At 72.0% G+C, this 23645-nt stretch carries 21 protein-coding genes; 6 read left to right on the top strand and 15 right to left on the bottom strand.

Annotated features, from left to right (window positions below; all coding sequences use genetic code 11):
- Window positions 1–155: 155 nt before the first annotated feature.
- On the top strand, window positions 156–3185 hold the full coding sequence (locus LG395_RS39050; RefSeq protein WP_225814090.1) for an AfsR/SARP family transcriptional regulator: 3030 nt from the start codon (window positions 156–158) through the stop codon (window positions 3183–3185).
- Between the two features lie 57 nt (window positions 3186–3242).
- On the opposite strand, the gene LG395_RS39045 is transcribed toward LG395_RS39050, so the two are convergent.
- From LG395_RS39045 to LG395_RS39000, 10 genes are all read right to left on the bottom strand, one after another.
- The gene (locus LG395_RS39045; protein ID WP_225814089.1) at window positions 3243–3878 is read right to left on the bottom strand and encodes a hypothetical protein; all 636 of its coding nucleotides are present in this window, start codon (window positions 3876–3878) and stop codon (window positions 3243–3245) included.
- A gap of 34 nt (window positions 3879–3912) precedes the next feature.
- Window positions 3913–4056, bottom strand: coding sequence for a hypothetical protein (locus tag LG395_RS39040; RefSeq protein ID WP_225814087.1), 144 nt, complete (start codon window positions 4054–4056; stop codon window positions 3913–3915).
- A gap of 383 nt (window positions 4057–4439) precedes the next feature.
- Complete coding sequence (locus LG395_RS39035) at window positions 4440–4895, bottom strand: luciferase domain-containing protein (protein ID WP_225814082.1); 456 nt, start codon at window positions 4893–4895, stop codon at window positions 4440–4442.
- Window positions 4896–4992: 97 nt separating this feature from the next.
- On the bottom strand, window positions 4993–6009 hold the full coding sequence (locus LG395_RS39030) for a formylglycine-generating enzyme family protein (RefSeq protein WP_225814080.1): 1017 nt from the start codon (window positions 6007–6009) through the stop codon (window positions 4993–4995).
- Complete coding sequence (locus LG395_RS39025) at window positions 6006–7715, bottom strand: WD40 repeat domain-containing protein (protein WP_225814070.1); 1710 nt, start codon at window positions 7713–7715, stop codon at window positions 6006–6008. Before LG395_RS39025 ends, LG395_RS39030 begins: the two co-directional genes overlap by 4 nt.
- The gene (locus tag LG395_RS39020) at window positions 7712–8299 is read right to left on the bottom strand and encodes a GTP cyclohydrolase II (RefSeq protein ID WP_372463525.1); all 588 of its coding nucleotides are present in this window, start codon (window positions 8297–8299) and stop codon (window positions 7712–7714) included. The genes LG395_RS39025 and LG395_RS39020 overlap by 4 nt, the downstream gene beginning before the upstream one ends.
- 129 nt (window positions 8300–8428) lie before the next feature.
- Window positions 8429–9703, bottom strand: coding sequence for an MFS transporter (locus LG395_RS39015; RefSeq protein ID WP_225814068.1), 1275 nt, complete (start codon window positions 9701–9703; stop codon window positions 8429–8431).
- The gene (locus LG395_RS39010; protein WP_225814066.1) at window positions 9700–11619 is read right to left on the bottom strand and encodes an outer membrane protein assembly factor BamB family protein; all 1920 of its coding nucleotides are present in this window, start codon (window positions 11617–11619) and stop codon (window positions 9700–9702) included. Before LG395_RS39010 ends, LG395_RS39015 begins: the two co-directional genes overlap by 4 nt.
- A gap of 501 nt (window positions 11620–12120) precedes the next feature.
- The gene (locus LG395_RS39005; protein ID WP_225814064.1) at window positions 12121–12735 is read right to left on the bottom strand and encodes an NADPH-dependent FMN reductase; all 615 of its coding nucleotides are present in this window, start codon (window positions 12733–12735) and stop codon (window positions 12121–12123) included.
- Between the two features lie 287 nt (window positions 12736–13022).
- A complete protein-coding gene (locus LG395_RS39000; protein WP_225814062.1) occupies window positions 13023–14534 on the bottom strand; it encodes a carotenoid oxygenase family protein in 1512 nt (503 codons plus the stop codon).
- A gap of 501 nt (window positions 14535–15035) precedes the next feature.
- Between LG395_RS39000 and LG395_RS38995 the strand changes: the two genes are divergently transcribed.
- The 3 genes from LG395_RS38995 (at window position 15036) to LG395_RS38985 (ending at window position 17330) form a co-directional block, all read left to right on the top strand.
- Complete coding sequence (locus LG395_RS38995; RefSeq protein ID WP_171150057.1) at window positions 15036–15377, top strand: PadR family transcriptional regulator; 342 nt, start codon at window positions 15036–15038, stop codon at window positions 15375–15377.
- Entirely contained in the window at window positions 15374–16330 is a 957-nt protein-coding gene (locus LG395_RS38990; RefSeq protein ID WP_225814060.1) for a hypothetical protein, read from the top strand. Before LG395_RS38995 ends, LG395_RS38990 begins: the two co-directional genes overlap by 4 nt.
- A 94-nt stretch (window positions 16331–16424) precedes the next feature.
- On the top strand, window positions 16425–17330 hold the full coding sequence (locus tag LG395_RS38985) for a phosphatase PAP2 family protein (protein WP_225814058.1): 906 nt from the start codon (window positions 16425–16427) through the stop codon (window positions 17328–17330).
- 229 nt (window positions 17331–17559) lie between these two features.
- On the opposite strand, the gene LG395_RS41380 is transcribed toward LG395_RS38985, so the two are convergent.
- The 3 genes from LG395_RS41380 to LG395_RS38975 form a co-directional block, all read right to left on the bottom strand.
- Window positions 17560–17685, bottom strand: a complete 126-nt coding sequence (locus LG395_RS41380; protein WP_263983595.1) for a hypothetical protein — start codon at window positions 17683–17685, stop codon at window positions 17560–17562.
- A gap of 182 nt (window positions 17686–17867) precedes the next feature.
- On the bottom strand, window positions 17868–18338 hold the full coding sequence (locus tag LG395_RS38980; RefSeq protein WP_225814056.1) for a hypothetical protein: 471 nt from the start codon (window positions 18336–18338) through the stop codon (window positions 17868–17870).
- 269 nt (window positions 18339–18607) lie between these two features.
- Window positions 18608–19189 (bottom strand): hypothetical protein, encoded by a 582-nt coding sequence (locus LG395_RS38975; RefSeq protein WP_225814054.1) that lies wholly within the window; start codon window positions 19187–19189, stop codon window positions 18608–18610.
- Window positions 19190–20462: 1273 nt separating this feature from the next.
- On the opposite strand from LG395_RS38975, the gene LG395_RS38970 reads away from it, so the two are divergent.
- Both LG395_RS38970 and LG395_RS38965 read left to right on the top strand, forming a co-directional pair.
- Entirely contained in the window at window positions 20463–20921 is a 459-nt protein-coding gene (locus LG395_RS38970) for a cyclic nucleotide-binding domain-containing protein (RefSeq protein WP_171150062.1), read from the top strand.
- 44 nt (window positions 20922–20965) lie between these two features.
- Window positions 20966–21625, top strand: a complete 660-nt coding sequence (locus LG395_RS38965; RefSeq protein ID WP_171150063.1) for a CBS domain-containing protein — start codon at window positions 20966–20968, stop codon at window positions 21623–21625.
- Window positions 21626–21643: 18 nt separating this feature from the next.
- Here LG395_RS38965 and LG395_RS38960 read toward each other — a convergent pair whose 3' ends face one another.
- Together LG395_RS38960 and LG395_RS38955 are read right to left on the bottom strand one after the other, a co-directional pair.
- Window positions 21644–22342, bottom strand: a complete 699-nt coding sequence (locus LG395_RS38960; protein ID WP_225814052.1) for a CBS domain-containing protein — start codon at window positions 22340–22342, stop codon at window positions 21644–21646.
- A 117-nt stretch (window positions 22343–22459) separates the two neighbouring features.
- The coding region (locus LG395_RS38955) for a GAF domain-containing sensor histidine kinase (RefSeq protein WP_225814050.1) at window positions 22460–23645 on the bottom strand (1186 nt) is incomplete at its 5' end.

Raw genomic sequence — 23645 nt, 5'->3', positions numbered from 1 at the left:
CAACGACCAGTCACCAACCTGTCCGAACAGCGCGTGCATGGCCGAGGCAGGAGCGTGGAATGGTAAGTAGATTGAACGAGCAATTAGTTCGGACATATGAGGCATCTGGCCTGCGGGGGAATCAGTGGCACTTACCGCGAGTTGGAGCACTGGCCATGCACTCCACCCCTCACGTGCGCTTCCACATACTCGGCCCCCTCGAGATCTGGGCAGGAGACCGGCGGATCAGACCTGGTGGCCCCATCAACGAACGCGTACTCGCCATGCTGCTGCTTGAGGCGGGACGGATCGTTCCCGTCTCGCGGCTGGTCGAGGCGGTCTGGGAGGAGGAGCCGCCGTCCACGGCGGTCCACCAGGTCCGCAAGGCGGTTGCCGAACTGCGCCGGCGGTTACCGTCCGGGCACGAGTTCATCGTCACCGGACCGCCGGGCTACCGCGTGACGCTCGAGGACGGCCAGTTGGATCTGCGGATGTTCGACATCAGGATGCGGCGCGCGCAGGAAGCCCGCGCCGAAGGCCTTCTGGAAAACGCTGTCATGCAGTTGAAAGCCGGACTGGACGCCTGGCGTGGACCCATCCTCGGCGGCACGGGAGGCGCCCTCGTCGACGCCGCCGCGACCGCGTGGGAGGAGAAGCGCCTGACCGCCACCGAGCAGTGCTTCGAACTGCGCCTCGAACTCGGCGAGGCGAGTGGGCTCATCGGCGAACTGCGTGAGGCCGTCACCGCGCACCCCTACCGGGAGGTGCTGCGCGGCCACCTGCTGCTCGCCCTCTACCGCGCCGGACGACAGGCGGAGGCGCTGGAGGAGTACACGCGGCTGCGGACCTCGCTGGCGGAGGAACTCGGCATCATGCCCGGGCCCAAACTGGCCGCCCTCTACGAGCAGATCCTGCGCGCCGACCCGGAACTGGACGCCCCACCGCTCGCCCGTGACACCGCCGAGCCGCCGTTCGCCGTCACCGGGACCGCCCCCTGCACACTGCCGTACGACCTCGCGGACTTCACCGGCCGCCACGAGGAGATACAGCGACTCGTCACCGCACCGTCCCCCACGGGCGGTCGCACCAGCCCGCACATCCTGCTCGTCGACGGAATGGGCGGAAGCGGCAAGACGGCCCTGGTCGTGCACGCGGCACACCGTCTTGCCGACACCTATCCCGACGGGCAGCTCTACGTCGACCTCCGCGGCTTCACCCCCGGGGAGGAACCCCTCTCCCCCGCGACGGCGCTCGGCGTGCTGCTGCGGGCGATGGGGGTGCCCGGTAAGTCCGTGCCCGACGACGTGCTCAGCCGCGTCGCACTGTGGCGGGTCACCAGCGCCCGCCGACGGCTGCTGCTGGTCCTGGACAACGCTGTCGACGCGGCACAGGTACGCCCGCTCCTGCCCGCCTCCCCCGGCAGCCTGGTCCTGATCACCAGCCGGGTCCGGCTGCCCGAACTGGAGGGCGCCGAAGGACTCTCCCTGGGGCTGCTGTCCGAGGAGGACAGCGTCGAGATGGTGCGCAGCATCCTCGGCGCCGACCGGGTGGCCGCCGAACCGGACGCCGCCGCGCACCTGGTCCGGCTGTGCGGCCGGCTGCCGCTCGCCCTGCGGGTCTCCGCCGCCCGCCTGCGCAAGCGTCCCCACTGGACGCTGGCGAACCTCACCGAGCGGCTCCGCGACGACGGACGCATCATGGGCGAGCTGGAGTCCGGAGACCGCAGCGTCGCGACGGCCCTGCGGATGTCGTACGACGCCATGACACCCGAACACCGCGCGCATTTCAGGCTGTTGAGTCAGTACCCGGGAGTCGATTTCGCGGTGCCGGTCGCCGCCGCCCTCCTGGACACCGATCCGCACAGCGCCGAGCGGGTCCTGGAGTATCTGCTGGACGTGCATATGCTGCAGGAGTTCGAGTTCGGCCGGTACTCCTTCCACGACCTGGTGCACAGCTTCGCCCATACCCTGCCGGCCGACGACGCCCCACAGCGCTCCGCCGCGGTGCGGCGACTGGCCGCGCGCATGATGACCGACCTGGAACGCGCGTGTGACGCCCTGTTTCCCGGACGGGTGCGCTACGGCTGCGCTCCCCCGACCGAGGCGGTGGCGGCGCCGGCCCTGCGCCCCGAGGAGGCGCAGCAGTGGTTCGCCCAGGAGTGGCGAAACGTTGTGGCGGTCGTCCATCTCGCCGACCAGCACGGCCTGCACCGGCACGCCGCGTGGCTCAGTCGCGGCGTCGGCTTTCATCTGCACGCCCAGAACCACTTCTCCGATTTCGAGCACACGGCACGGCTGGCCGTGGACAGCGCCCGCAAGGAGGGCGATCCGGAGCTGCTGTGCGTATCGCTGGTCAACCAGGCGGTCGCCCAGTGGCAGCGTGATCTGTTCCAGGAGGGCATCGCCTCGTCCGAGGAGGCGCTGGAGATCGCCGCCACGCTGGAAGACCCCCGCATCGAGGCGGCCTGCCTGAGCCGGATCGGCGTGCTGTGCACCAGCGTCGGACGCCTGCGGGAGGCCGTCGGATACCTGGCGCGTGCGAGCGAGGCGCATCGCGCACTGGGCTCCGCCCGGGAGGAGGCGCAGGCCCTGGCCAACCTGTGCTTCGCCAGGGAGCGCCTGGGGCATCTGCCGGAGGCCGTGCAGGCCGGGCAGCGGGCCGCCGCACTGGCCCGCGACACAGGTGACGCGGGGATCGAGGTCACCGCGTTGGCCAATCTGTCGCTCGCCCATCTCGGCCTGGAGCGGCTCGACGCGGCGGCCGAGTGCCTCGACCGGGCGCGGACGCTGTGCGAATCGCTGCGCGCACCGGCGCTGACCTCGCTGGTGCTGTGCAACCTGGCCGAGGCGGAACTGCGGTCGGGACGCCCGGACACGGCTCACGAGCACGCGGTGAACGCGCTGGACCTGGCCCGCGGCCACGGCTCGCAGGCCAGACAGGCCGCGGCCGAGAACGTGCTGGGCCGGATCGACGGTGCGCGCGGGGAGCACCGGCGGTCCGTGGACCGCCACCGGGCCGCGCTGGAGCGGGCCACGGGCATCGGGCTGCGCACGGAGATGGTCCGGGCGCACCAGGGGCTGGCCCGGTCGCTGCGTGCCCTGGGCGACGGGACCGCCGCCGACGGGCACGTCCTGGCGGCGCAGGAGCACGCCGCGGCGATGGCGCTGGGCACGAGGCCGGGGATGGACCCGGCCGCCGGGCCCTGAGTGTGACGCGTCAGGGCGCGGCGGCCGGTAGCGGGCGGGCGGTGACGGATTCGGCGGTCAGGGCGCGGAGCCGGCCACGACGTCACCGCCCGGCACAGGCGCTGTCACTCTCCGGGCCGCCCGTGTCGCGGACGGGCGGCCCGCGGCCGGGAGCAACCGTGCGGCGATCAGCCGGGACAGGGCTGCCGCACGGGCCGCCCGCGGGCCCGACGGCAGCGTGACGAACTCCGTGCCGGACGTGGAGTGGCGGCACCACGCTCGCAGACCGGCCCCGTCGGAGCCCGCCGACGTCCGGTCGGTGCAGACCACGAGCCGGCTCTCGGTGACCGTGCGGCGCACGTCGGCCGGGGCCGGCGACGTCGTGGTACGACCGGGGGCGACCGCGTCCGACACGAACAGGGTGGTGCAGACGGCGCGCCCGAGCGCCCGCTCGAACACTCCTGCCAGCGCGAGGCCCAGATGGGCGCCGGTTCCCCAGCCGTGCACCGCGAAGGGGCCGCTCACGCCCGCGTCGCGTACCTGACGGGCGAGGACCTCAGGCGGGCCGGGCGGGGTGGACGCCTCTGTGCCGGGGCGCAGCACGACCAGCCGCAGGGCGGCGGGCAGGGCACGGGCCAGACCGCTCACCTCCGCCACCGGGGTGTCCGGTCCCGGCAGGAGAACCAGCGGAAACCGGTCTTGGTGCACCGTCATCACGGTCTCCTCCCGGCTCTGGGCGCTACGGCTGTCAGCGAGTGGGGCCGACATCGGTGGCCAGGACAAGGCTGCGTCCGTCGACGGTGTGCGCGCCGGCGGATTCCGCCGTGGCACCTGCCCAGCCGATCACCGCCACCATGACCACGGCCAGTGCTCCACGTCCCAACCACCGCATGTCGCGTTCCTTTCAGCTTCCCGTTCTCGATGTGCCACCACCGTGCAACCGGCTGATCCCGTCGGCATCCCGGTCCGATACCGCCCGGTTACCCGGCAGGTCGGAGCTGCCGGCCCTGGTGTCCGACCGCGACGAACACGGTTCCCGCACCGGCACGGAGGGCACGGTCAGCCATCAGAGCGATCACCTGGCCGTACGTCCACGGCGCGGTCTGTGGCACGCTGAGGACGGCCGCATCCTCGGCGCCGTCACCGACGAGGACGGCTTCCCTGAGCCTTCCGCGCGGATGTCCGGTGCCTGCGCCGCCGCACTCCTGCCCGTCTGCGCGGTCGAACGCGCCGGGATGACCGGCAACCGGGCTCTGCCCCACCACCGGAGCCGGGTCAGGGCGGCAGGTGGCACGCTCCCCCGCGCGCGTACGAGTACGCCTGCGTCAGAAGGAGTTCGACGACGGCCGTCTCCTCATCGTCTCGCGGGCCGTAGAGCAGCAGCGAACCGTGCGGTACGACGGTCACGCCCCACCCCGCCGCGACGGCCCACCGCGCCCACCGGCCGGGCAGCATCAGGTGGACGCTCCCGTCGTACGGCGGATGCACGTGCCCGAACTCCGAACCGGCCAGGAACGCCTCGGCCGGCCCATGGGCGAGGACCGGCGCGAGATGGAACGCGCAGGTCCCCCGTACGCAGACGTACGAGGGACCCGTGCGGACCCCGTCGAGTGCGGCGACGGCGTCGACGAGCCGCTGTCTGAGCGCGGCCGGCGCCGGGTCGGTCAGCTGCTCCACCGGATCACCGGTCACGACCAGCGGGGCGGCGCCCCGGCGTAACGGCAGAGGCATCCCCGCTCACCCTCTCCCCGTCCGGCTGCCGGTCACGGCGGCCCCCTGCGCACCGCCGCCCTGCGCGGCACCGGGCACGGATGGCGGCTCACCACCCTCACCCCGCCGCGACGCCCGGGGCGGGCGGGGTTTCGGCGAGGCGGAAGCCCATGGCGTAGATGTCGCGCCGGTACCAGCCGTGCCGGCGGCGGCAGCGGGCGAGGTCCGCGTACCGGGTGAAGCTGCCACCGCGGGCCACCCGGTAGGTGGTGTCGGTGTCCGCGTGCAGGTCGTCGTCGACGTACTGACCGCCCGGGTAGGGACGGTAGTCGTCGGCGACGTACTCCTCGACGTTGCCGGCCATGTCGTACGCGCCGAACGGGCTGCGTCCTGCCGGGTACATTCCGACCGGGGTGGTGGCCAGGGGCCCGTACTCCACGGTGTTGGCCAGGTCCTCGCCGGGCTCCTCGCCCCACGGGTAGGCCCGCCCGTCACCGCCCGAGGCCGCGTACTCCCATTCCGCCTCGGTCGGCAGCCTGAAAAGCCGCCCGGTGCGACGGGCGAGCCAGGCCGCGTACGCGTCGGCGTCCTGCGGGGACACGCTCCACACCGGGTGGTTGGCCAGGTGGGCGGGGTACACGCCGAAGCGCCAGGAGGTGGGCAGCCCGGCCTGCGGGTTCTCGGTCAGGAACAGCCGGTACTCCTCGTTGGTGACGGGGTAGCGGGCGATGCGGAAGGCGGCGATGTCGGCGTCGTACTCCGGTGCCTCCTTCGCGATCCACGCGCGCGTGACGCCCACGTGCCGCCAGGCGGCGGCGACGGCGTCGACCCGGTCGGCCGCCAGACCCAACCGCACCCGGGCGGCCGGGACGTCCGCCATCGCCGGTGCCTCCGGGTCGATGCGGGGATCGCCCAGCAGTGCGAGGAGTCGGCCCGCGGCCAGCCGGAGCAGCCAGTCGGCCTCCGGGTCGGCCACCCGCGCGGCCAGCTCCCGCGGGTCCTTGCCCGCGAGCGAGCGGGTCAGCTGCCGCAGCCGGTCCTGGTCGACGCGGTCGGTGAAGGCCGCGGGCAGCCCCATCGCCGTGCGATCGTCCAGTTCGTTGGGGTTGACCGCGAGGGTGTCGGCCGTGGTCATGGGGCCGGCTCCGGCTGCGGCTGGAGCGGGTAGACCCGGCCGTCGTAGGAGGAGGCGAGGAACCGGCCGCGGGCGGCGTCGTAGTGCAGGCTGGAGATGCCCGCCGTGGTGGGCCGCCATACGTGCGGCCAGTCCCCGGTGGTCACGTCGTACACGGCCACCGCGCCCGCGTACGATCCCGTCGCCACCAGGCGGCCGTCCGTGGAGGCGGCGACGCACTTGACGGAGTGGTCGTGCGGCGTGGGCACGGTGCGGCTGGTGCGGCCGTCCCAGATCCGCAGGGTCAGGTCCCGGCTGACGCTGGCGAAGCGGCCGCCGGGCAGCGGGGCGCAGCCGTTCGCGATGCGCGCGTGGGCCTCGTCGACGCGGCCGGTCTCGGTGAACGTCTCCAGGGAGAACCAGGACACCGAGGCGTCCGCGCACACGGCGAACAGCGTGTCACCGGAGACCGCGACACCCTTGACCGCGTTGGTGTGCAGCGGCAGCGTCGCGACGTGCTCGGGGTCCTCGCCCTCGCGGACGGCGAACACCAGGCCCTCTCCCGTGTAGGCGCCGACCACCACGTGCGGCACACCGTCGCGGGTGAACGCGGCCGCGCAGTTCAGCGGTGAGCGGTGCTGGTGCAGGACGCGGCCGTCGCGGGCGTCGAAGACCCGGCCGAGCTGGCCGCCGGTCAGGACACGGCCGCCGACCTCCACGAGGAAGTTGCACAGGCTTCCGGTGGCGGCGCGCTGCTGTCCGTCGACCCATACGATCCCGGCGTCGCCGGTCGTCCAGACCGCGCCGTCGGCGGTGGTGACGACGGCGTTGACGCACGCGGTGGGCTCCACTCCCGTCAGGTCCCACGTGCCGTCGGTGACGCGGTACACGGCGTAGGACGAGCCGAAGGTGCCGAAGACGAGCGTGGAGTCGTCGAGGAAGGCGCATGAGCGGGCCCACACCTCGGCGGGGAACTCGGCGGTGTGCGTGAGCCGGAGCCCGGCGTCCGCGTCGGAGGCGTCCCACACCCGCAGAGTGCGGTCGTAGCTGAGGCTGACCAGGGACTCCGTGGCCGCGTTGTACACCAGTCGCTTGATGCCGGCCTCGTGGGCGGGGGCCTTGCCGGTGCGGCCGTCGGCGATGGTGATGATCTCGCCGTCGTCGTTGCCCGCGTACACCACGCCGGCCCGGGTGATCGCGATGGTGTCGGTCTCCACACCACCGAGGTCGACCTCGCCGACCATGCCGCCGGCCGCCAGGGACCAGCGCTTGACGGTGCCGTCGTCGCTGGAGGTCAGCAGTTCGTCGCCCTCCCCCAGCCAGGCGACGGAGATGACGTCGGCCGTGTGTCCCTCGAACCGGGCCACCAGCGTGCCGGTGAGGTCGTACACCCGCACCAGGTGGTCCCGGGAGGCGGTGGCGACCAGGTCCCGGGTGGGGTGGAAGACGGACATCTCCACGTCGTCCTTGTGGTCGCTCAGGACGGCCCGCAGCTTCAGGTCGGGCACCGACCACAGCCGGGCGGTGTAGTCGCTCGACGAGGTCAGCAGCAGCGTCCCGTCGGGGCTGAAGGCGACCTGGTTGGCCAGGTGGTCGTGGACCGCGCGGGCGAGCGGCGCACGCGCCGCCGCGTCCCACAGGATGACCTGGTTGTCGTAGCCGGCCGTGGCCACGTACGCGCCGCCGAAGGCCGCGACGCCGCTGATCGGCCCGTGATGGCGTATCACGCTGACTCCTCCAGTCGGATGGTGTGCGAGGTGCGGGCGACCTTCGCCGTCAGGTAGCCGGTGTTGTGCGGATTGACGAAGACGCCCGTGGCGACGGTGCGCCGCACCCGGATGCCGTAACGGCGCAGCTGCTCGCACTTGTTGGGGTTGTTGGTGAGCAGGTCGATCTCTTCGTGGCCGAGGGCGAACAGCATCTGCGCGGCCGCCGCGTAGTCGCGCATGTCCTCGCCCAGTCCCAGGGCCCGGTTGGCCTCGTAGGTGTCCAGGCCGCGGTCCTGCAACCCGTACGCGTCGAGCTTGTTGTACAGACCGATGCCGCGCCCTTCCTGTCGCAGGTACAGCAGCAGCCCGCCGGCGGTGTCGATCATGCGCAGGGCCTCGCGCAGCTGGGGGCCGCAGTCGCAGCGGGCGGAGCCGAACACGTCGCCGGTCAGGCACTCGGAGTGCACCCGCACCAGCGGCACGCCGTCCTGGACGGTCCCCAGGCGCAGCGCCAGGTGCTCACGCCCGTCCACCAGTCCGCGGAAGGTCATGACCCGGGCGGTGATCGGCTCTCCGGTCGCCGGGTAGAGGGGGATACGCACGCTCTGGCGCACCTCCGCCCGCGGCGGCGGGTCACCGGCGCCGTCGCGGTGCCGAGGCCCGGACACGGAGGGGGACCGGAGGCCAGTGGTGCGGGTGTCGCCGGATATGTGGGGCATGTCTTCCTCCTCCTAGGCCGGCTCGGTCGTCGCCGGGTTCGTCGGGGTCCAGGCGGTGCGGGCGCGGTGCAGGTGGACCATCACCACCGACGAGACGGCGCCGAGCGCCAGGAACGTGGCGTGCGGGCCCGCAACATGGTCGAGCGGGGGGATCACAACAGGGGACAGCAGCGCGGCGGATCCGGTCAGCAGCCACATCAGGCCCGAGGCGCGGCCCATGACGGCCTGCGGCAGGTAGCGCACCCGCAGCATCACCACGGCGGCCAGCAGCGCGCCCTGGGCGACGGCTCCGAGGACCAGTGCGGTGAGGAACAACGGCCACACCGGCAACGCCAGCAGGGCCAGGGACACCGCGCGGGCGGCGAGGGCCACGGGCAGCAGCGTCCTGGGGCGCAGCCGTCGGCGCTGCGAGACGAGCAGGTTGCCGGTCAGCAGGCTCAGGTTGACTGCGGCGACGACCCAGCCGGCCTGCTGCCCGGACAGCCGCCACGAGTGGCGCAGTTCGAAGAGGACCAGGGACGTCAGGCCGGTGCCGCAAACGGCCTCCAGCACCATCTGCAGGACGAGCGTGACGGCGATGCGCCGGTCGGCGGTGACGTCGTGCCAGACCTTGCGCAGCCGCGCCGGCTCGCGCCGCCCGGCGCCCCCGGCGGCGCGGCGCGGCGGGCGCACGCCCGCCGCCCACACCGCCAGCGGTGCGAAGAACGTCGGCAGGTTCAGCCACAGCACGCCCAGGTAGCCGAGCCACGGCAGGGTCGCCGCGACCAGGACCGGCCCGGCCAGGGTGGTGGCGAGGAACAGGCTGTTGAGGGTGCCGCGGGCCCGCGCCGGGCAGCGCGGGAACATCACTGGCACGTCCGTCATCCAGCCGGTCCGGTAGGCGACCCCGCCGGCCGCCACCACCAGGGCGCACACGAACAGCGTCCAGGTCTGCGGATGGCCCTTCCACAGCATCAGGTTCATCGCCAGGGCCGCCGACGCCTGCGCGAGCAGCCCGTACAGGACGAGGCCGGACGTGCCGCGCCGGTCGGCCACCGAACCGAACCAGGGGGCGAGGAGCATGCTCATCGGCACGGCGGCGGCCAGCCACGCCATCACCGTCAGCGAGCCGGTCAGCCGGTACGCCAGCAGCGGCAGCGCGGTCGCGTAGAGGGCCTCGCCGACGTTGTTGACGGCGTTCCCGGCGGCGAAGACGAGGAAGGGACGCTCGGTGAACGGGGAGGGCTCCACCACCTCGTCGCCGCGGGCGGTGCCGTGCCCGGTGCGCGTCCGGCCGGCCGTGGTCACAGCTGGGCGGGGCCGGCCGCGGCGGGGAAGGGACGGGCGCCGGAGGAGCGCGGCAGCCACAGGTCGCGCAGTACGGTCAGCACCGGACCCTCGCCGCTGCGGTCCAGCCGGTACAGGCGCAGGTAGCCGCCCCGGCCGCCGACCACCACGTACGCCCGGCCGTCGTCGCCGCGCAGTGCGGTCATCCCCTTGGGGAAGTCGGGCAAGTCCTCGTGCAGGGCGAGCAGTTCGCCGCTGCCGTGATCGTAGGCGGCGATCTGCATGCCGTAGGTGACCACGCACATCGTGCCGTCGATCAGCGCGCAGTTCTCGGCCGTGTTGTCGAGCAGTTCCACGAACTGCCGCCGCGGCTTGTCCTCGCCGACGACCAGTTCCTTGACACCGCCGCCCCCGGTGACGCACAGCCGGTCGCCGTCGACCAGCAGCCGCTTGGGGTAGCTCTCCAGTTCCGTCTCCCAGGAGACGGAACCGCTCCCGTCGTAGGCCGCGAGCCGGCCGGTACGGCAGCCCAGCACCCGTCGGCCGTCCGGCAGATAGGCCGACGCCCACGCGCTCGCGGGCAGATCGTCCACGTGCAGCAGCTGCCGGCCGGTGGCCGCGTCGAACTCGAAGCCGCCGGCGTTGCAGGCCACCAGGACGCGGCCGTGGTCCGGCGAGACCGAGACGGTGTGGACGATGCCGGGCAGGCGGGCCTCCCACACGGTGGTGCCGTCGGCGGTGAACCGGCGCACCGTGTCGGGCCAGAAGATCGCCACCCGGTCGTCGCCACACGGCTCGGCCCGGCGGGCGAAGCCCGGCGCGCCGTGATACTCGTCGACCAGGTCCAGCCGGGCGTGCTCGCCGCGGGTGTCGAGGCGCACCACGGCGGTTCCGTCGTCGGTGGCGGCCAGGACGGTGGTGGGGTCGCCGGGCAGCGGACGCAGGTCCCATACGCACTGGCGGGAGTAGCCGAGCCGGTGCAGCATCTCGCCCTCGGGGGACAGCGCCGTGATCTCGCCGTCCTGGGTGAGGGTGTAGACGCGCCCCTCCTCGTCGATGGTGACGTCGATGATCTGGTGGCTGAAGCCGGTGACCCGCTTGCGGACGGTCAGTTCGGGGGTGGTGTTGTCGAACAGGAGCAGTTCCCCGTCGAAGCCGCCGATGTAGGCGGTGGTGAAGTCCGGTGAGAAGACGAGTCCTTCGACGTCGTTGCGGGCGAAGTGCATGCGCTGGTCGACCGTGCCGTCGAGCCCGATGGTGACCACGCCGTTGGAGACGTTGTGGGTGTCGCCGATGCCGGCGTCGCCGATGGCCCAGAAGCGGTGGTGCCGGGCGTCGTAGACGACGCGGTGCACGTTGGAGGTGTCGATGCGCACCGTGGTGGGGAACGACCACTCCTCCAGCGAGCCGAGGTGCACGCACCCGTGCCGGTCGGCGACGGCGTGTACGCCCGGGGCGTCGGTGCAGAACCATTCGAGCATGTCGTAGCCGTGGGGCCAGGGGACGATGCGCTCCACGGCGAAGGTCTCGACGTCCAGTACGACGACCTGGAAGTACCCGTTGTCCACGTACGCCTTGCCGTTCCACACGCCGATGCCGCGCAGCATCGTGGGAGACGGCTGTTCGCCCTCCAGCAGCAGGGAGCGGTCGGCGGTGGCGCGGGCGTCCAGGCGGTCGGCCAGGCGCAGCGTGTCGGCGTGCCAGCGGCAGATGGTGCCGGTCTTGTCCCGGGTGATGATCCAGTCGCCGACGAGGGCGACACCGTACACCGGGCAGCCGGCCGGGTCCTGCGCCACGGCGGGCAGACCGGACGACCGGCGCAGGGTCAGGTCGTGGTCGAGGCGGTGCAGGCCACCGCGGACGTCACAGGCCAAGAGCCCGCGGCCGGGCAGGCTGACGATCCGTGTGACCCGTTCGGGGATCTCGGGGATCTCCATGGTGAGACTCCACTCCTGTCGGACGGGCTGAAGCGGCAACAAAAAAGTGAGCAAGGGAATGAGAAGCAACAAAGATGGCCGCGCCTGCGGGTTACGAGCCGCGCCGCGCGAACGTGGACGTGCCCCCCGGGGCTGGGGTGACCCGGCCCCAGGGGGCGAATCCTCACTGCGCTACAGGGTGAGGACGCATCAGATGGCGGCGCGGGTCACGCGGCGGACGAGCTTCGTCATGGGACTGCACCTCCTTCGCATTCTTACCTCGTGGCAAGGGAACTGACAGGGCGCCTCAGATGGCGGCGCGGGTCACGCGGCGGACGAGCTTCGTCATGCGGGGCACCCCCCTTCCTGAATCCGGGCTCCACGTGACGTGGTGCCGAAGCGAAGTGCCGTCCATGGCCGGACGGACGTTCCTGCCACCGGCACGTGCCTTGTGGGCGCCATGCAGGGGGCAAGTCTGTGAGGGGCGCGGCGTGTCACGGCGCCGCGCCGGGAGCGGCGGTCTCAGGCGACGACCGCGGGGTGCAGCCCACCGTCACCGGCCGGGCGGATCACCTCGGCGTCGGCCGCTCCGCGCCGGGCCTCCCATACGGCCTCGGCCAGTTCCTCCAGCAGGGCGAGGACCGACGGATCGGTGAACCCCTGGTCCGTACGCGGCAGGGCTTCCGCGTCTCCGAGCGCGAGGGGCCGGTGGTCGATGAGGACCGCTCCGGAGCGTTCGAGGTTCACCCGCAGTCCCGGCTGGGCGTCCGCCGCACCGCGGGGCCCGGGTGACGCACTCATCAGCGCCGTCGGCAAGCCGGTGAGGGCGCTGTCGCCCCACGGCCGGGAGAGCCAGTCCAGGGCGTTCTTCAGGACACCCGGAGCGCCTCCGTTGTAGGAGGGGGTGCTGATCACCAGGGCGTCCGCCGATCCGAGCAGCCGCCGCGCCCGTGCCACCGCGGCCGGGCCGTCGGCGGTGTCGAGGTCCTGGTCGTAGTACGGCAGAGTCCGCAGATCCAGCAGCGGAGTGCGCACCTGCGCGCCCCGACGCGCCAGCAGTCGGCCGATCGTCGCGACGGCGGTGCTGTTCACCGAGCCGCGCCGCAGACTGCCCGACATCAGTACGATCCTGGTCACCACGGTCTCCCTGTCCTTCGGACGGTTCCCCATCGGGCCCCGCCTTCCGATGACTTGAGAGTGCCGGAGCGGGTTCCCGACGCGATCCCGATCCGATACCGGGGGCGTGGGACGGGTGGACACACCTGCCGAAGGCTCCGGTTCGGCCGCTCGACGGGTAGCTCACGAACCAGTGGTGCCGAAGCAGTGGGCCGTCGTGTGACGAGCGGCGCGGGACGGGCGGGACCCGGCAGGCGAACTCCGCGGTCCGGCACTCGAAGGCGACGTCCTCGCCGTGATGAGGCCTTCTACGCGTCCGCGACCCAGCTTCCGTGGAAGCCCAGCGGCACACGGCCGGGGAGGTGGACGCGGGCCAGCGGGTGGCCGCCGAAGTCCTGGGCCGCGAGGATGAACAGGTCGGTCGCGCCACGCTCGGGGTCGTTCACGTACGACAGGACGTAGCCGTCGTCCTCGTCCCGCGCGCCGCGCCGCGGAACGAACACCGGCTCGCTGACCGCCGCGTCCGCGGGAAAGCGATGGACCTGCCTGCTGCCGCGCAGCATGTCGTGCTTCATCAGGTAGTTGGTGAACTTCTCGTCCGGCAGCAGCCCGTCGACGGTCTCGTACGCACGCCACATCTCGGCCGTGCTCGCTGTGTAGGCGTAGCGGTGACGGTGCGAGACCAGAGTCTCGTTGATGCGGGGGAACTCCTGCGGACGGTCGTCCAGCCTGCTGCTGTGTACCCGGCTCGCTCGCAGGTCGATCACCCAGCGGTCGAGCGTCGGGGCACCGGTCGCTGAGGGTCCGCCCGTGCCCCGCCCGGCGACGTGGAACGGGGCGGGGAACGAGGTGTACTCCACCACGACGGTATCGCCTTGGTCGTAGGCGTTGAGGGTGTGCGAGTAGTAGACCGGGTCGACGTCGAACCAGCGCGTGGTACCGCCGGCGCGCGGCAACAGACCGATGCGCATGGGGTGCCCGTCGTTCCACACGTACGGCACCACCGCGCCGGCTTCCGCGGCGGCACCGTCGAAGGTGATCGGTACGTCCACGATGATCACGTACTTCCCGGTGAGCGCGAAGTCGTGCATCATCGGAGCGTCCGCGACGGGGATCCGTGTGGCCCGCGCCACCTCGCCGGTCCGGTCGATCATGATGTGCCGCACATGGTCCCACGTGGGGTGGTACGCGACCGCGTGCAACTCGTCGGCCGCGGTGTCGTACTTGGTGTGCGCGGTGAAGGCGCCCTCGAGCGTGGAGCGGAAGTCGTACGGGCGGACGGTGTTGAGCTCACCGTCCAGCTCGTACGGCAGCGGCCCGCCTTCCTGCATCGTCAGGATGCGCCCCTTGTACGGGATGACGTGCGTGTTGCAGGCGAAGTCGTCCGGCGGTGCCTGGCCCGGACCGGACTCCCCCAGCTTCGCCCTCACCTGCGAGGAGCGCACCCAGCGGTTGCGGTACCACTCCGCTCGTCCGCCGCGCAGCCGAACTCCGTGCACCATTCCGTCACCGAGCATCCAGTGGTGGGCGCGGACGTCCTCGAGGCCCAGCGCGTTCGGGCCGTTGCGCAGGTAGCGGCCGTCCAGGTCCTTCGGGATGCGGCCGGTCACCTCAAGGGCGAAGGCGGTCAGCTCCTCGGTGACCGGTGCGAAGGCCCCCGTCAGGAACGGTGTCGCCCCGCTCGCGCCGCCCTTGCCGGCCGAGCGGCTCGCCTGTGCCGCGGCCGTGGAGTATCCGGGCCCAAGGCCACTGCCGACCACACTGCCCGCCGCAGCGGCCGCTGCACCCCCGAGAAGTTCCCGCCGTGTACGACTGCCCATCATGCCTCCCCGTTCCGCCGCCGGCCTCGGCTCTTGCGGCCGGGCTCCTGGTGATGAAGGCAACTCTCCTCCGCGGTCGCCCGGGAAGCAGTCGACCCAGCCCCCGATCGCGGGGTGGTGCCGGCGCCACCCCCGGCTTGCGGCCACACCCTGAACGCCGAGCAGCAGTTGGCCAGGCGGAGCGCTCAGGCGCGGCGGCCCCCGGTCAAGGCGCTGCTCTACTGGCGGGACAGGCCGCTGGTCACTCGTGCCCGGTCGGCTGCCGGGCCCGGCCGGTGCCGGTCAGCGACGCCAGGGCGGCCGCCGAACCCGTGGTGGCCGCCGGGCTCGCTCGTTCACGCCCCGGCACGGCGCCGGCATGAAGCGGTGCCCGCGCCTGGTCGTGCAGGCCCTGCCCGACCCCGCCGGGAGTATCCGTCCACCTGACTCGCGCCGGCTTCGGACGCGAGTGATCACTCGAGACTGGCAGATATATTTCGCGCCTCGATATATGCTCGTCCCATGACCAGACGGAACCTGCCCTTGACGGAACCGCAGTACTTCATCCTGGCCGCGCTCATGGATGGCCCGTTGCACGGTTACGGCATCATCAAGGCTGCCGAGCAGGCCACCCACGGGCGGCTGCGGATCGCTGTCGGCACGCTCTACGGCGCGCTGGAGCGGATGGAGCGGGCCGGGCTGGTGGCCGCCGGCCATGAGGAGATCGTGGACGGGCGGGCGCGGCGCTACTACCGGCTCACCGAGGAGGGCACCGAGGCACTCGGCCGGGAGGCGCTCAGGATGCAGCAGGCGGCGGCCGTCGTCATCGGACGCTCACGGAACGCCGGGGCGGCCCCGGCATGAATCGTCTGCTGCTTGCGGCCTATCCCGAGTCCTACCGTTCCCGGCAGGGCAAGGAGGTGCTGGCCTGCCTGGCCGAGGCGTATCCCGGCCGCTCCTGGCCCCCGCCGCGGGAAGTTGCCGCCTTGGTGCGGGCCGGGGTGCAGGCCCGCGCCCGTGCCACCGTCGACGACGCCTCTCGGCCGTGGTGGCTGGACGGAATCCATCTGGCCGCCCTGGCCCTCGCCGCGCTGGCTCTGGTTCCGTACTTGCAGGATGTGTGGCACTGGGCTCTGCACATCGACCCCGGACAGCACGCCATCGCCTTCCGCTTCTCCGGCTGGTATCCGTGGGCCGGGGGTCCCACGCGGATACGGCTGCTGCCCTACGGGCTGCTCCCGCTGGGCTGCCTGATCGCTCTGCTGCGTGGCAGAGCGTGGATCGCGCTGCCGGCCGCGGCAGCCATGATCTGGGCCGGCGCCACGACCCACGGCCGCACCGTCTTCGGCGACGAGGGCAAGGCGGGCTTGAGCTACTACGGGCTGGGCGCCCCGATAACGGCCCGTGACCTGGCGCTCTCGGGGACACTGTGCGCCGCGTGCGCGGTGCTGGCGCTCTGCCGACCCGGCCGTCTGCGACGCCGCTCATACCGCTGGCTGGCCCCCGTCGTGCTCGCCATGTTCGTGGCCGGGGGCCTGCACATCATCTCCGTCAGTCCGACTTTCCAGCGCGGCCTGTTCGTCATCGAGGCCGCCGCGCTGCTCGGCGCGTGGGTGGCGACGGCGGCCACCGGCGACCACCGGTGGCTGATCCCCGTCGCGGCGGTCGCGATCGTCCGCACGCAGGCGATCGTCGTCCAGCCGGACGCGTTCACGCAGTCCTTTCCGGACCTGGTCGTTCTCCTCCTGCTGATCGCGCCCCTCCCCGCCCTGGCGATCACGGCCCAGCGCCGACAGGGGCAGGCCCTCCCCGAATAGGAGCGGACACCCGGTGGGCCGGCCGAGCCCGGCGGTCCATGTCGTGCCACCAGGCGTGCGTGACCTCACTCCCCTCAACGGAGGAAACAGAGCGATGACTCAGCACGATCCTCCGACCCTGGCCGCGCACCGACCAGGCGCCTCAGGACAGGCCCCGGACGCCCCCAGCCTGTCGCGTACGACACGGCCATGGGTGCCGACTCTGCTGTACGCCCTGGGGTTCCTGACGGTCTACCTGCTCGCCATCTGCACCCCGTGGGGGCAACGAGCTGAGAACGCCCTGTTCGGTCTCGGTAACCAGGGCGGCGAAGAAGCATGGCTCTACCCCCTGTCAGGAGCGGCCTACGGCTCGACGCCCCTGCCGCCGCTGGAACTGAGCGCCAAGCCCACCCTGATGGTGGGCCTGGCCGTCATCGTGGTCCTCACCCTGGCGCGGCGGTGCTGGTGGCAGGGGTGCGCGGCACTCGGGGTCGTCATTCTCACGACCGGAGGCAAGGAGGTGCTCAAATCGAACCTGCCCCGCCCCGATCTGGTGGGCGCACCCGAGAATCTCCTTGATCAGGGTTTCCCCAGCGGGCACACGGCCATCCCCGCCGCGCTGACCCTCGCCGCCGTCCTCGTGGTGTCCCCCCGCGTCCGCCCGTACGTCGCCACGGCCGGTGTCCTGTGGCTCGCCTGCATCGCCGCCTACAGCGCGACCAACGGCGGCCACCGGCCCAGCGAAGTGCTGGGGGCCACACTATTGGCCTGTGCCTGGTACGGCCTCGCAACCTGGCTGCTGCCTCCGGCCGCCGCGCCGGGCGCCACAGGGAGCCCCCGAGCGCTGTCCGTCATCACCCTGACGCTGGCACTGGCCGTCGCGCTCGTTTCCGGCGCACGGAACGACAGCCTCACAAGGTCACTGGTCTCCGCGGCGTCGGGCTTCATATGTGCGGCCCTGGTCTGGTACGCCGCAGTCGGGCGGCCCGCACACACCGCACGCCGCACCGCACTGGGCTGACCGCCCGGCCGGCCCCGGGCGGGGAACGGGAGGAGACCGGCGCTCCGGCGGGACCACGACACGGCGTGCGGCACGGACCAGACGGGACCGGCACAGCCCGACGGCCGGACGGCGACGGCGGTGTGAGCACACCGCGCCGCCGGCGGGCGATGACCGAGCCGGCGGGACGGATGGGACAGCGGCGGCCGACGGCAGGGGGCCCTGGACGGTGTGGCAGGTCGAAGCGGTTTCAGTGTTCTTCCGCGTCGGTCTGGGACCGTTCCGTGTGCCGGGGGAACAACAGGTTCTCCAGGGCGTCCAGCCCGAACAGCATGAGCACGACCAGCACCGGCAGGAGCAGAGCAATCACGACCATGACGCCTCCCGGTGGAGCACAGGTCACGGGAACGCGGTGGCGTGCCTTCTCATCAAGCTTGGTCCGAACGGGGTAACGGCGCTCGTTCGGCGCGAGAGCGTGTAGGCCGTTCGGGTGGCATCTGGCCCGCCCGACTCCGGTTCTGTGCCTCCTGCGGGGCCAGCCGATCCGCTTGATCTCGGTCAGCGTTGGTGTGAGTCCTGGAGTAGGTGTGAGCGTGCTGTGCTGGTGGTGGTGGGGCGGTATTTGTGGCTGAAGTTGAGGGCGATGTCGAGGGCGAGGAAGTTGTGTCCGGTGTGGGTGCGGGCGCGGAGCAGGATGCGGAGTTCGGCGAGGGGGATGGCTTCGGGGAGTGTGAGGTGCCAGGTCTGCTGCCATGGTCCGGCGGGTGGTGTGGGGTTGCCGGAGAGTGTTGCGCCCAGGGTTTTGAGGAGGTCGGGCAGTGTGTAGTTCTGCTCGAGGAGTTTGACCGGCCCGTATTTCGTGATCACGTTGCAGGTGACCCGGGTCAGGTCGACGGGTTCTTTGAGGTGGCCGTGCATCTGCCAGCGGGCTTGGTGTCCGAGCCAGGGCAGCGCGGGGGTGAGGGTGAGGGTGAGGCTGTGCAGGATGTAGGTGTCGTCGCTCCTGTCTTCGACCAGGCGGATGCTCATGTCACTCCTCACCCGTTTGCGAGCCGGGAAAGCGCGGGTCGGACAGCTGCTGGGTGGCGGGCTGTGGGCACAGCGGTGGGCACGAAGGTGCTGGTGGGGCGGCCGGGGACGGGAAGGGGCGGCCGTGTGGGCGGTGGCTGCGGCTCGCCCGGGATCCGCGCCCGGCGGGTCGGTGGGCGGGGTGGGTGTCACGTGGATGGGTCAAAATGGGACCCCGGCCCGATTCCGGCGGGCCGGGGCTCCACTCTGTGTGTGTGGTGGGCCGTGGTCTAGTACTCGTCGTGGTGACGCTTGATGACGCGGAAGCTGGCGACGACGCCGTCCTCGACGTCGATGCCCTCGGTGCAGTCGGGCTTGACGCCGTAGCTGGAGCTGTGCGGGCCGACGGTGGCGATGGGGGCGCCGTTGTCGCAGACGGCGCCGCGGAAGACCTCGACGGTCTTGCGGCTTTCGTTGCGGACGTTCAGGGTCTTGGCGCCCAGGCCGCTGACCACGGTGATGCAGTCACCGGGGTGGGTGGAGTAGGAGCGCTCGTTGACCTGGATACGGCCCTCCTCCCCGCCGCGTCCTCCCTCGTTGTCCTCGTCGTTGTCGTTGCCCCGGCCCTCGTTGCCGCGGCCTTCGTTGCGGCCCTCGTTGCCCTTGCTGTTGTTGCCCTCGTTGCCCTTGCCGTTGCCGTTACCGTTGCCGTTGCCGTTGCCGTTGCCGTTGCCGCCGGTCACGGCCGCGACAGCGGCGGGGGCTTCCTGGGGCACCGATGCGGAGGCGGCCGAGGCGTAGGTGATGCCGGTCGCGGCCACGGCGGCGGCAGCCGACACGACGGCGGTGACTACGGTCGAACGAACCTTCATCTCACTATCTCCTGTCGCGCAGAGAGACGCCGGCCCCTCGGCCGGCTCGTGAATGAACTTACCTACTTCCGACATGGCGGGCATATCGGTAGATCGGGTTCCAGCTCCGAACAGGGTATTCTTCGCCCCTTCACTGTCAGCTGATGGCATGTCATATGGGCCAGGCAAAAAGCGGATTGACATACTATTAGGCCTTTCAGGTGACATTCTGACGCCTCCTCATTGCCGGGACCACGGCGCGTCGCTGCGGACACCACCAGTCCAGCCGTGCTAGACGAGACCACCCCCGGAACCCGCCGACGGGCCCCGGCAGGAGAACGCCCCCGCACGAGACCGCAGAGCACCCCGGTCATACCGGGGCCTCCGGCGCCGTGCGCAGACGGGCGAGCCGGGACGGCGGCCGAAGCCGTCCGGCCAGGCGCACGAGCGGCGCCCGTCGCCGGCAGGTAGGAGGGCGGTCTGGACCGTGGTGCGGGCCTCGGCGATGGGCTGGGCGAGCCACACCAGGTGCGCGCGAACGGCACGCGGACGGCGAGGTCCCCGGTGGCAATCGTGCGGGCAGCTGTCGTGAGTGGGCGTCACCATCACTTCCAGCAGGGCGCGTTCACCCTGTCCCCCTTGTTCACTGGGCGCCGTATCTGGGCCGCACCCTCGTCCCGCGCCGGGACGGCGGGCGCGCCCGTTCCAGGGCGAAGGTGCGGCGAGGGGCTCCGGGGTCTAGGCGCGGCCGGGGGTCCAGGTCCTCGGAGCTGACTGTCTCGGTGATCTCCTCGGCGCCCGTCGTGCCGTGCTCGCCCGGTGTTCCCCCTTTGAGCTGTCGAGCGGATCGCCGCCGGCGCTCCCCGGTTCGGCGAACCTGTCCGGGTACGACGTGCCGATGGCCGCCTCGGATCGTCTGTGGAGGTCGGGGCCCGGAAGCGGTGGGAGGGGCGGGCGGCACCGGGGCGCGGGCGCTCACGGCGAAGCGGGGGCTGGGAGGGGTCTGGAGCACGGATGCGACGCCTCTCCGCGCCCGCACGCGCGGGCGGGACGCACCCCCGGCCGCCCCCCTCGTCGTACCGGCACCGCTCGCCGACCACGGCGACGGCGATACGCGGGGGCGGCTCCTTGCGGTGTGTGGCGCCGGCACGGATCGGGTCTGCGGACACCGCCGCGGCGAAACGCCGGCGCGGTATGAGCCGAAAGGCCCACGTCCGGGGTCCGGCGGCCCGTGGCGCCGGCTCCCCGAGGGAGCGCACGCTGGGATCGACAGCCCAGGAAGGGAGCCGGTGCGATGAGTTCCGCGACCACCATGAGCACGGCGCTTGAGCCCGTGCACCGTGAACGGCTGATGCGCCTCGCCCGCGAGGTCTCCTTCGCGGCCGGGACCCGCATGTTCGAGGAAGGCCGGCATGCCGACCGCTTCTGGATCGTGCGCACTGGAACCGTCGCCCTCGATCTGCACGTGCCCGGCCGACGCCCGGCCGTGGTCGAGTCGCTCGGGCACGGCGAGCTGGTCGGCTGGTCCTGGCACTTCCCGCCGTACTTCTGGCACCTGGGCGCCGAGGCGATGACTCCGGTACGGGCCTGGGAGTTCGACGCCGAGGCGGTGCGCGCGATGTGCGCCGAGGACCCCGCGTTCGGGCGGGCCCTGGCGGTGTGGGTGGGATGTGTGGTCGCCCAGCGGCTGCACGCCACCCGGGTCCGGCTGCTCGACCTGTACGCCCCCTACGGCAGCGGTGACCTGGTGTGACCGCGCACCCGCTCCGTCCGGCCGAACGGCCGAGGGAGGAGAACATGGACACCAGCCCGCACCGGGTGAGTGACGTGATGACGCGGGCCGTCGTGGCGGTGGGCCGCAAGGCCCTGTTCAAGGACATCGTCGAACGCATGGAGAAGTGGAAGGTCAGTGCCCTTCCCGTGCTGGAGGGCGACGGGCGGGTGATCGGCGTGGTGTCCGAGGCCGATCTGCTGCCGAAGGAGGAGTTCCGGGACAGCGACCCCGACCGGTTCACCCAACTGCGTCGGCTGCCCGACCTGGCGAAGGCCGGGGCGGTGCGCGCGGAGGAGCTGATGAGCACCCCGGCCGTCACTGTCCATGGCGACGCCGCGCTCCCCGAGGCGGCACGGATCATGGCCTTGCGGCACGTCAAGCGGCTGCCCGTGGTGAATGCCGAGGGCGTCCTCGAAGGCGTGGTCAGTCGCGGGGATCTGCTGAAGGTGTTCCTGCGTCCCGACAACGATCTGGCGGACGAGATCCGCCGGGACATCATCGACGTGCTCTTCCCGGCGCCGGTCGAGCCGGTGCACATCATCGTCAGCGACGGCGTCGCGACCCTGACGGGCCGCGTCGCGGACGCCGCACGGATTCCACTGGCCGCACGCCTGGTCAGAGGCGTGGAAGGGGTCGTGGGCGTGGACTGCCGGATTGCCGCCGCCGGCTCCGACGCCGGGTAACGTCCTCGGCAGCAAGCCTCAGGCGCGGGCCGTCGGCCGGGAGTCCGGCAGGTCGGGGTCGAGATCCGGATGGCGTGGCGGGCCGGTGAGGGCGCAGCGCACGTCCACCACGCCCGGCACCGCGCGCGCGAGACGGGTGGCGAGCGGTATCACGGCCGTCTCGCGCACTCGGCCGGTGAGAGTCACGACGCCGTCCCGGACCTGGATCCGGACGGTTTCGGCGTGCGTGCCGATGAGCGGCGCGACGACCTCGCACCGTACTTCTTCGGCGATGTCCGCGTCGTCCCGGAGATAGACCTTCAGCAGGTCGGACCGGCTGACGATGCCCTCAAGGATGCCGTCGTGCCCGACGACCGGCAGCCGCTTGACCCTGGTGTGGGCCATGACGCGCGCGGCGTGGGCGAGAGGGGCGTCGGGTGCCACGGTGACGGCCGGAGCGGTCATCAGGTCGCCGGCGGTCACCGCATCACCCTCGACGACGTCGGGGGCGTGCCGCATCAGCCCGCGATCCGGACCGCCTTCGCCGTACTCCTCCTGGGGCAGCAGGTCGGCCTCGGAGACGATGCCGACGACGCGTCCGCTGTCGTCCAGTACGGGCAGGGCGCTGACCCGCCACTCCTGCATGGTCCGCACGATGTCCTTGAAGGCCGCTCCCGCGCGCAGGGCGACGACCCTGCGGGTCATCACGTCGTTCACGACGGTGTGAGTGCCGCTCATGGCGTCCTCCAGGGCACGGTGCCGTAGTGGGACACCTTTAGGCTGCACCGTAGAGCGCTGTTCGGACATGGGCCGAGTGGCCCGTTGCCGAGCCCCCCGGCCACGCCGTTCCGTCGCCTACGAACGGGGAAGGGGCACCCACCAGCGCACCAGGGAGCCGCCTTCGTCAGGGCTGGACACATCGAGGTGCCCTCCCAGCTGTTCCGCCCTCTCGGCGATGTCGCGCAGACCGCTGCGCCGGCCGGAGGGCGGGATACCGACGCCGTTGTCCGAGACCGTCAGGGAGACCTCGCGGCCGTCGGTCGTCAGGACGACCTGTGCCCGGTCGGCGCGGGCGTGCCGGGCGATGTTGGTGAGTGCCTCGGAGAGGACGGCCACGACCTGGTCGGCGATCTCGTGCGGCACGTCCGTGTCGACGAGGCCTTCCATACGCACGCTGGGCGCGAATCCGAGCACCGGGGCCTCCTCTCCGACCATGCGCACGACCCGGGATCGCAGACCGGCTTTGGCGCTGCCCTCGTGCGCTCGCAGCCCGAAAATGGCAGCACGGATGATCCGGATGGCCTCGTCCAGGTCGTCCACGGCCCGCAGGACGCGCTCGGACGCCTCCGGGTGCTCGATGAAGCGGCCCGCGCTCTGCAGCGTCATTCCGGTGGCGAAGAGCCGCTGGATGGCCAGGTCGTGCAGGTCGCGGGCGATCCGGTCGCGGTCCTGGAGCACCGCGATGCGTTCGGCGTCCTCGCGGCGCTCGGCCAGTTCCATGGCGATGGCGGCCTGGGCGGCGAATCCGCCCAGCATGTCCGCCTCGTGTTCCGTGAACACCGGTCGGCCGGCTTCACGGGCCACCAGCACCGCGCCCCGTACGCCGCCCTCCCCGGTGCCGATCGGGACGGCCACGGCGGGGCCGAGTCCGTGGAAGCGCTGAGGTTCGGGGGAGATCCGCTGGTCCTGGCGCACGTCGTCGCTGATGACCGGAGCGGCTGCGGAGAAGGCGAGACCCGTCAGCGTCCCCGACAGGGGCAGCACCAGTCCCTGGTGCACCGAAGCGTCCACACCCACGGCGATCTCCACCGTGAGTGACTTGGTGTCCCGCATGGGCAGGGCGACCGCCGCCAGCGCCGATCCCATGATCTCGCGGGCCCGTTCCGCGATCAGTCTCAGCGCCTCGGCGCGTTCGCTGCCGGACATCAGGCAGTGCGTGATCTCGGCGTTCGCCCGCAGCCACCGCTCCCGCAGCCGGGACTCCTGGTACAGGCGGGCGTTGTCGATCGCCACGCCGGCCGCCACGGCCAGCGTGGACAGC

Source organism: Streptomyces spinosus (genome assembly GCF_020400655.1).
In the GTDB taxonomy this organism is placed as follows: Bacteria; Actinomycetota; Actinomycetes; order Streptomycetales; family Streptomycetaceae; genus Streptomyces; species Streptomyces argyrophylli.
This window is presented reverse-complemented; position numbering and strand designations above follow the sequence as displayed.

Excerpts from the sequence above, each read along its gene's own strand:
- LG395_RS39050 (WP_225814090.1), top strand. The coding sequence starts at position 156 with ATGCACTCCACCCCTCACGTGCGCTTCCACATACTCGGCCCCCTCGAG.
- LG395_RS39045 (WP_225814089.1), bottom strand. The coding sequence starts at position 3,878 with ATGACGGTGCACCAAGACCGGTTTCCGCTGGTTCTCCTGCCGGGACCG.
- LG395_RS39040 (WP_225814087.1), bottom strand. The coding sequence starts at position 4,056 with ATGCGGTGGTTGGGACGTGGAGCACTGGCCGTGGTCATGGTGGCGGTG.
- LG395_RS39035 (WP_225814082.1), bottom strand. The coding sequence starts at position 4,895 with ATGCCTCTGCCGTTACGCCGGGGCGCCGCCCCGCTGGTCGTGACCGGT.
- LG395_RS39030 (WP_225814080.1), bottom strand. The coding sequence starts at position 6,009 with ATGACCACGGCCGACACCCTCGCGGTCAACCCCAACGAACTGGACGAT.
- LG395_RS39010 (WP_225814066.1), bottom strand. The coding sequence starts at position 11,619 with ATGGAGATCCCCGAGATCCCCGAACGGGTCACACGGATCGTCAGCCTG.
- LG395_RS39000 (WP_225814062.1), bottom strand. The coding sequence starts at position 14,534 with ATGGGCAGTCGTACACGGCGGGAACTTCTCGGGGGTGCAGCGGCCGCT.
- LG395_RS38995 (WP_171150057.1), top strand. The coding sequence starts at position 15,036 with ATGACCAGACGGAACCTGCCCTTGACGGAACCGCAGTACTTCATCCTG.
- LG395_RS38990 (WP_225814060.1), top strand. The coding sequence starts at position 15,374 with ATGAATCGTCTGCTGCTTGCGGCCTATCCCGAGTCCTACCGTTCCCGG.
- LG395_RS38985 (WP_225814058.1), top strand. The coding sequence starts at position 16,425 with ATGACTCAGCACGATCCTCCGACCCTGGCCGCGCACCGACCAGGCGCC.
- LG395_RS41380 (WP_263983595.1), bottom strand. The coding sequence starts at position 17,685 with ATGGTCGTGATTGCTCTGCTCCTGCCGGTGCTGGTCGTGCTCATGCTG.
- LG395_RS38980 (WP_225814056.1), bottom strand. The coding sequence starts at position 18,338 with ATGAGCATCCGCCTGGTCGAAGACAGGAGCGACGACACCTACATCCTG.
- LG395_RS38975 (WP_225814054.1), bottom strand. The coding sequence starts at position 19,189 with ATGAAGGTTCGTTCGACCGTAGTCACCGCCGTCGTGTCGGCTGCCGCC.
- LG395_RS38970 (WP_171150062.1), top strand. The coding sequence starts at position 20,463 with ATGAGTTCCGCGACCACCATGAGCACGGCGCTTGAGCCCGTGCACCGT.
- LG395_RS38965 (WP_171150063.1), top strand. The coding sequence starts at position 20,966 with ATGGACACCAGCCCGCACCGGGTGAGTGACGTGATGACGCGGGCCGTC.
- LG395_RS38960 (WP_225814052.1), bottom strand. The coding sequence starts at position 22,342 with ATGAGCGGCACTCACACCGTCGTGAACGACGTGATGACCCGCAGGGTC.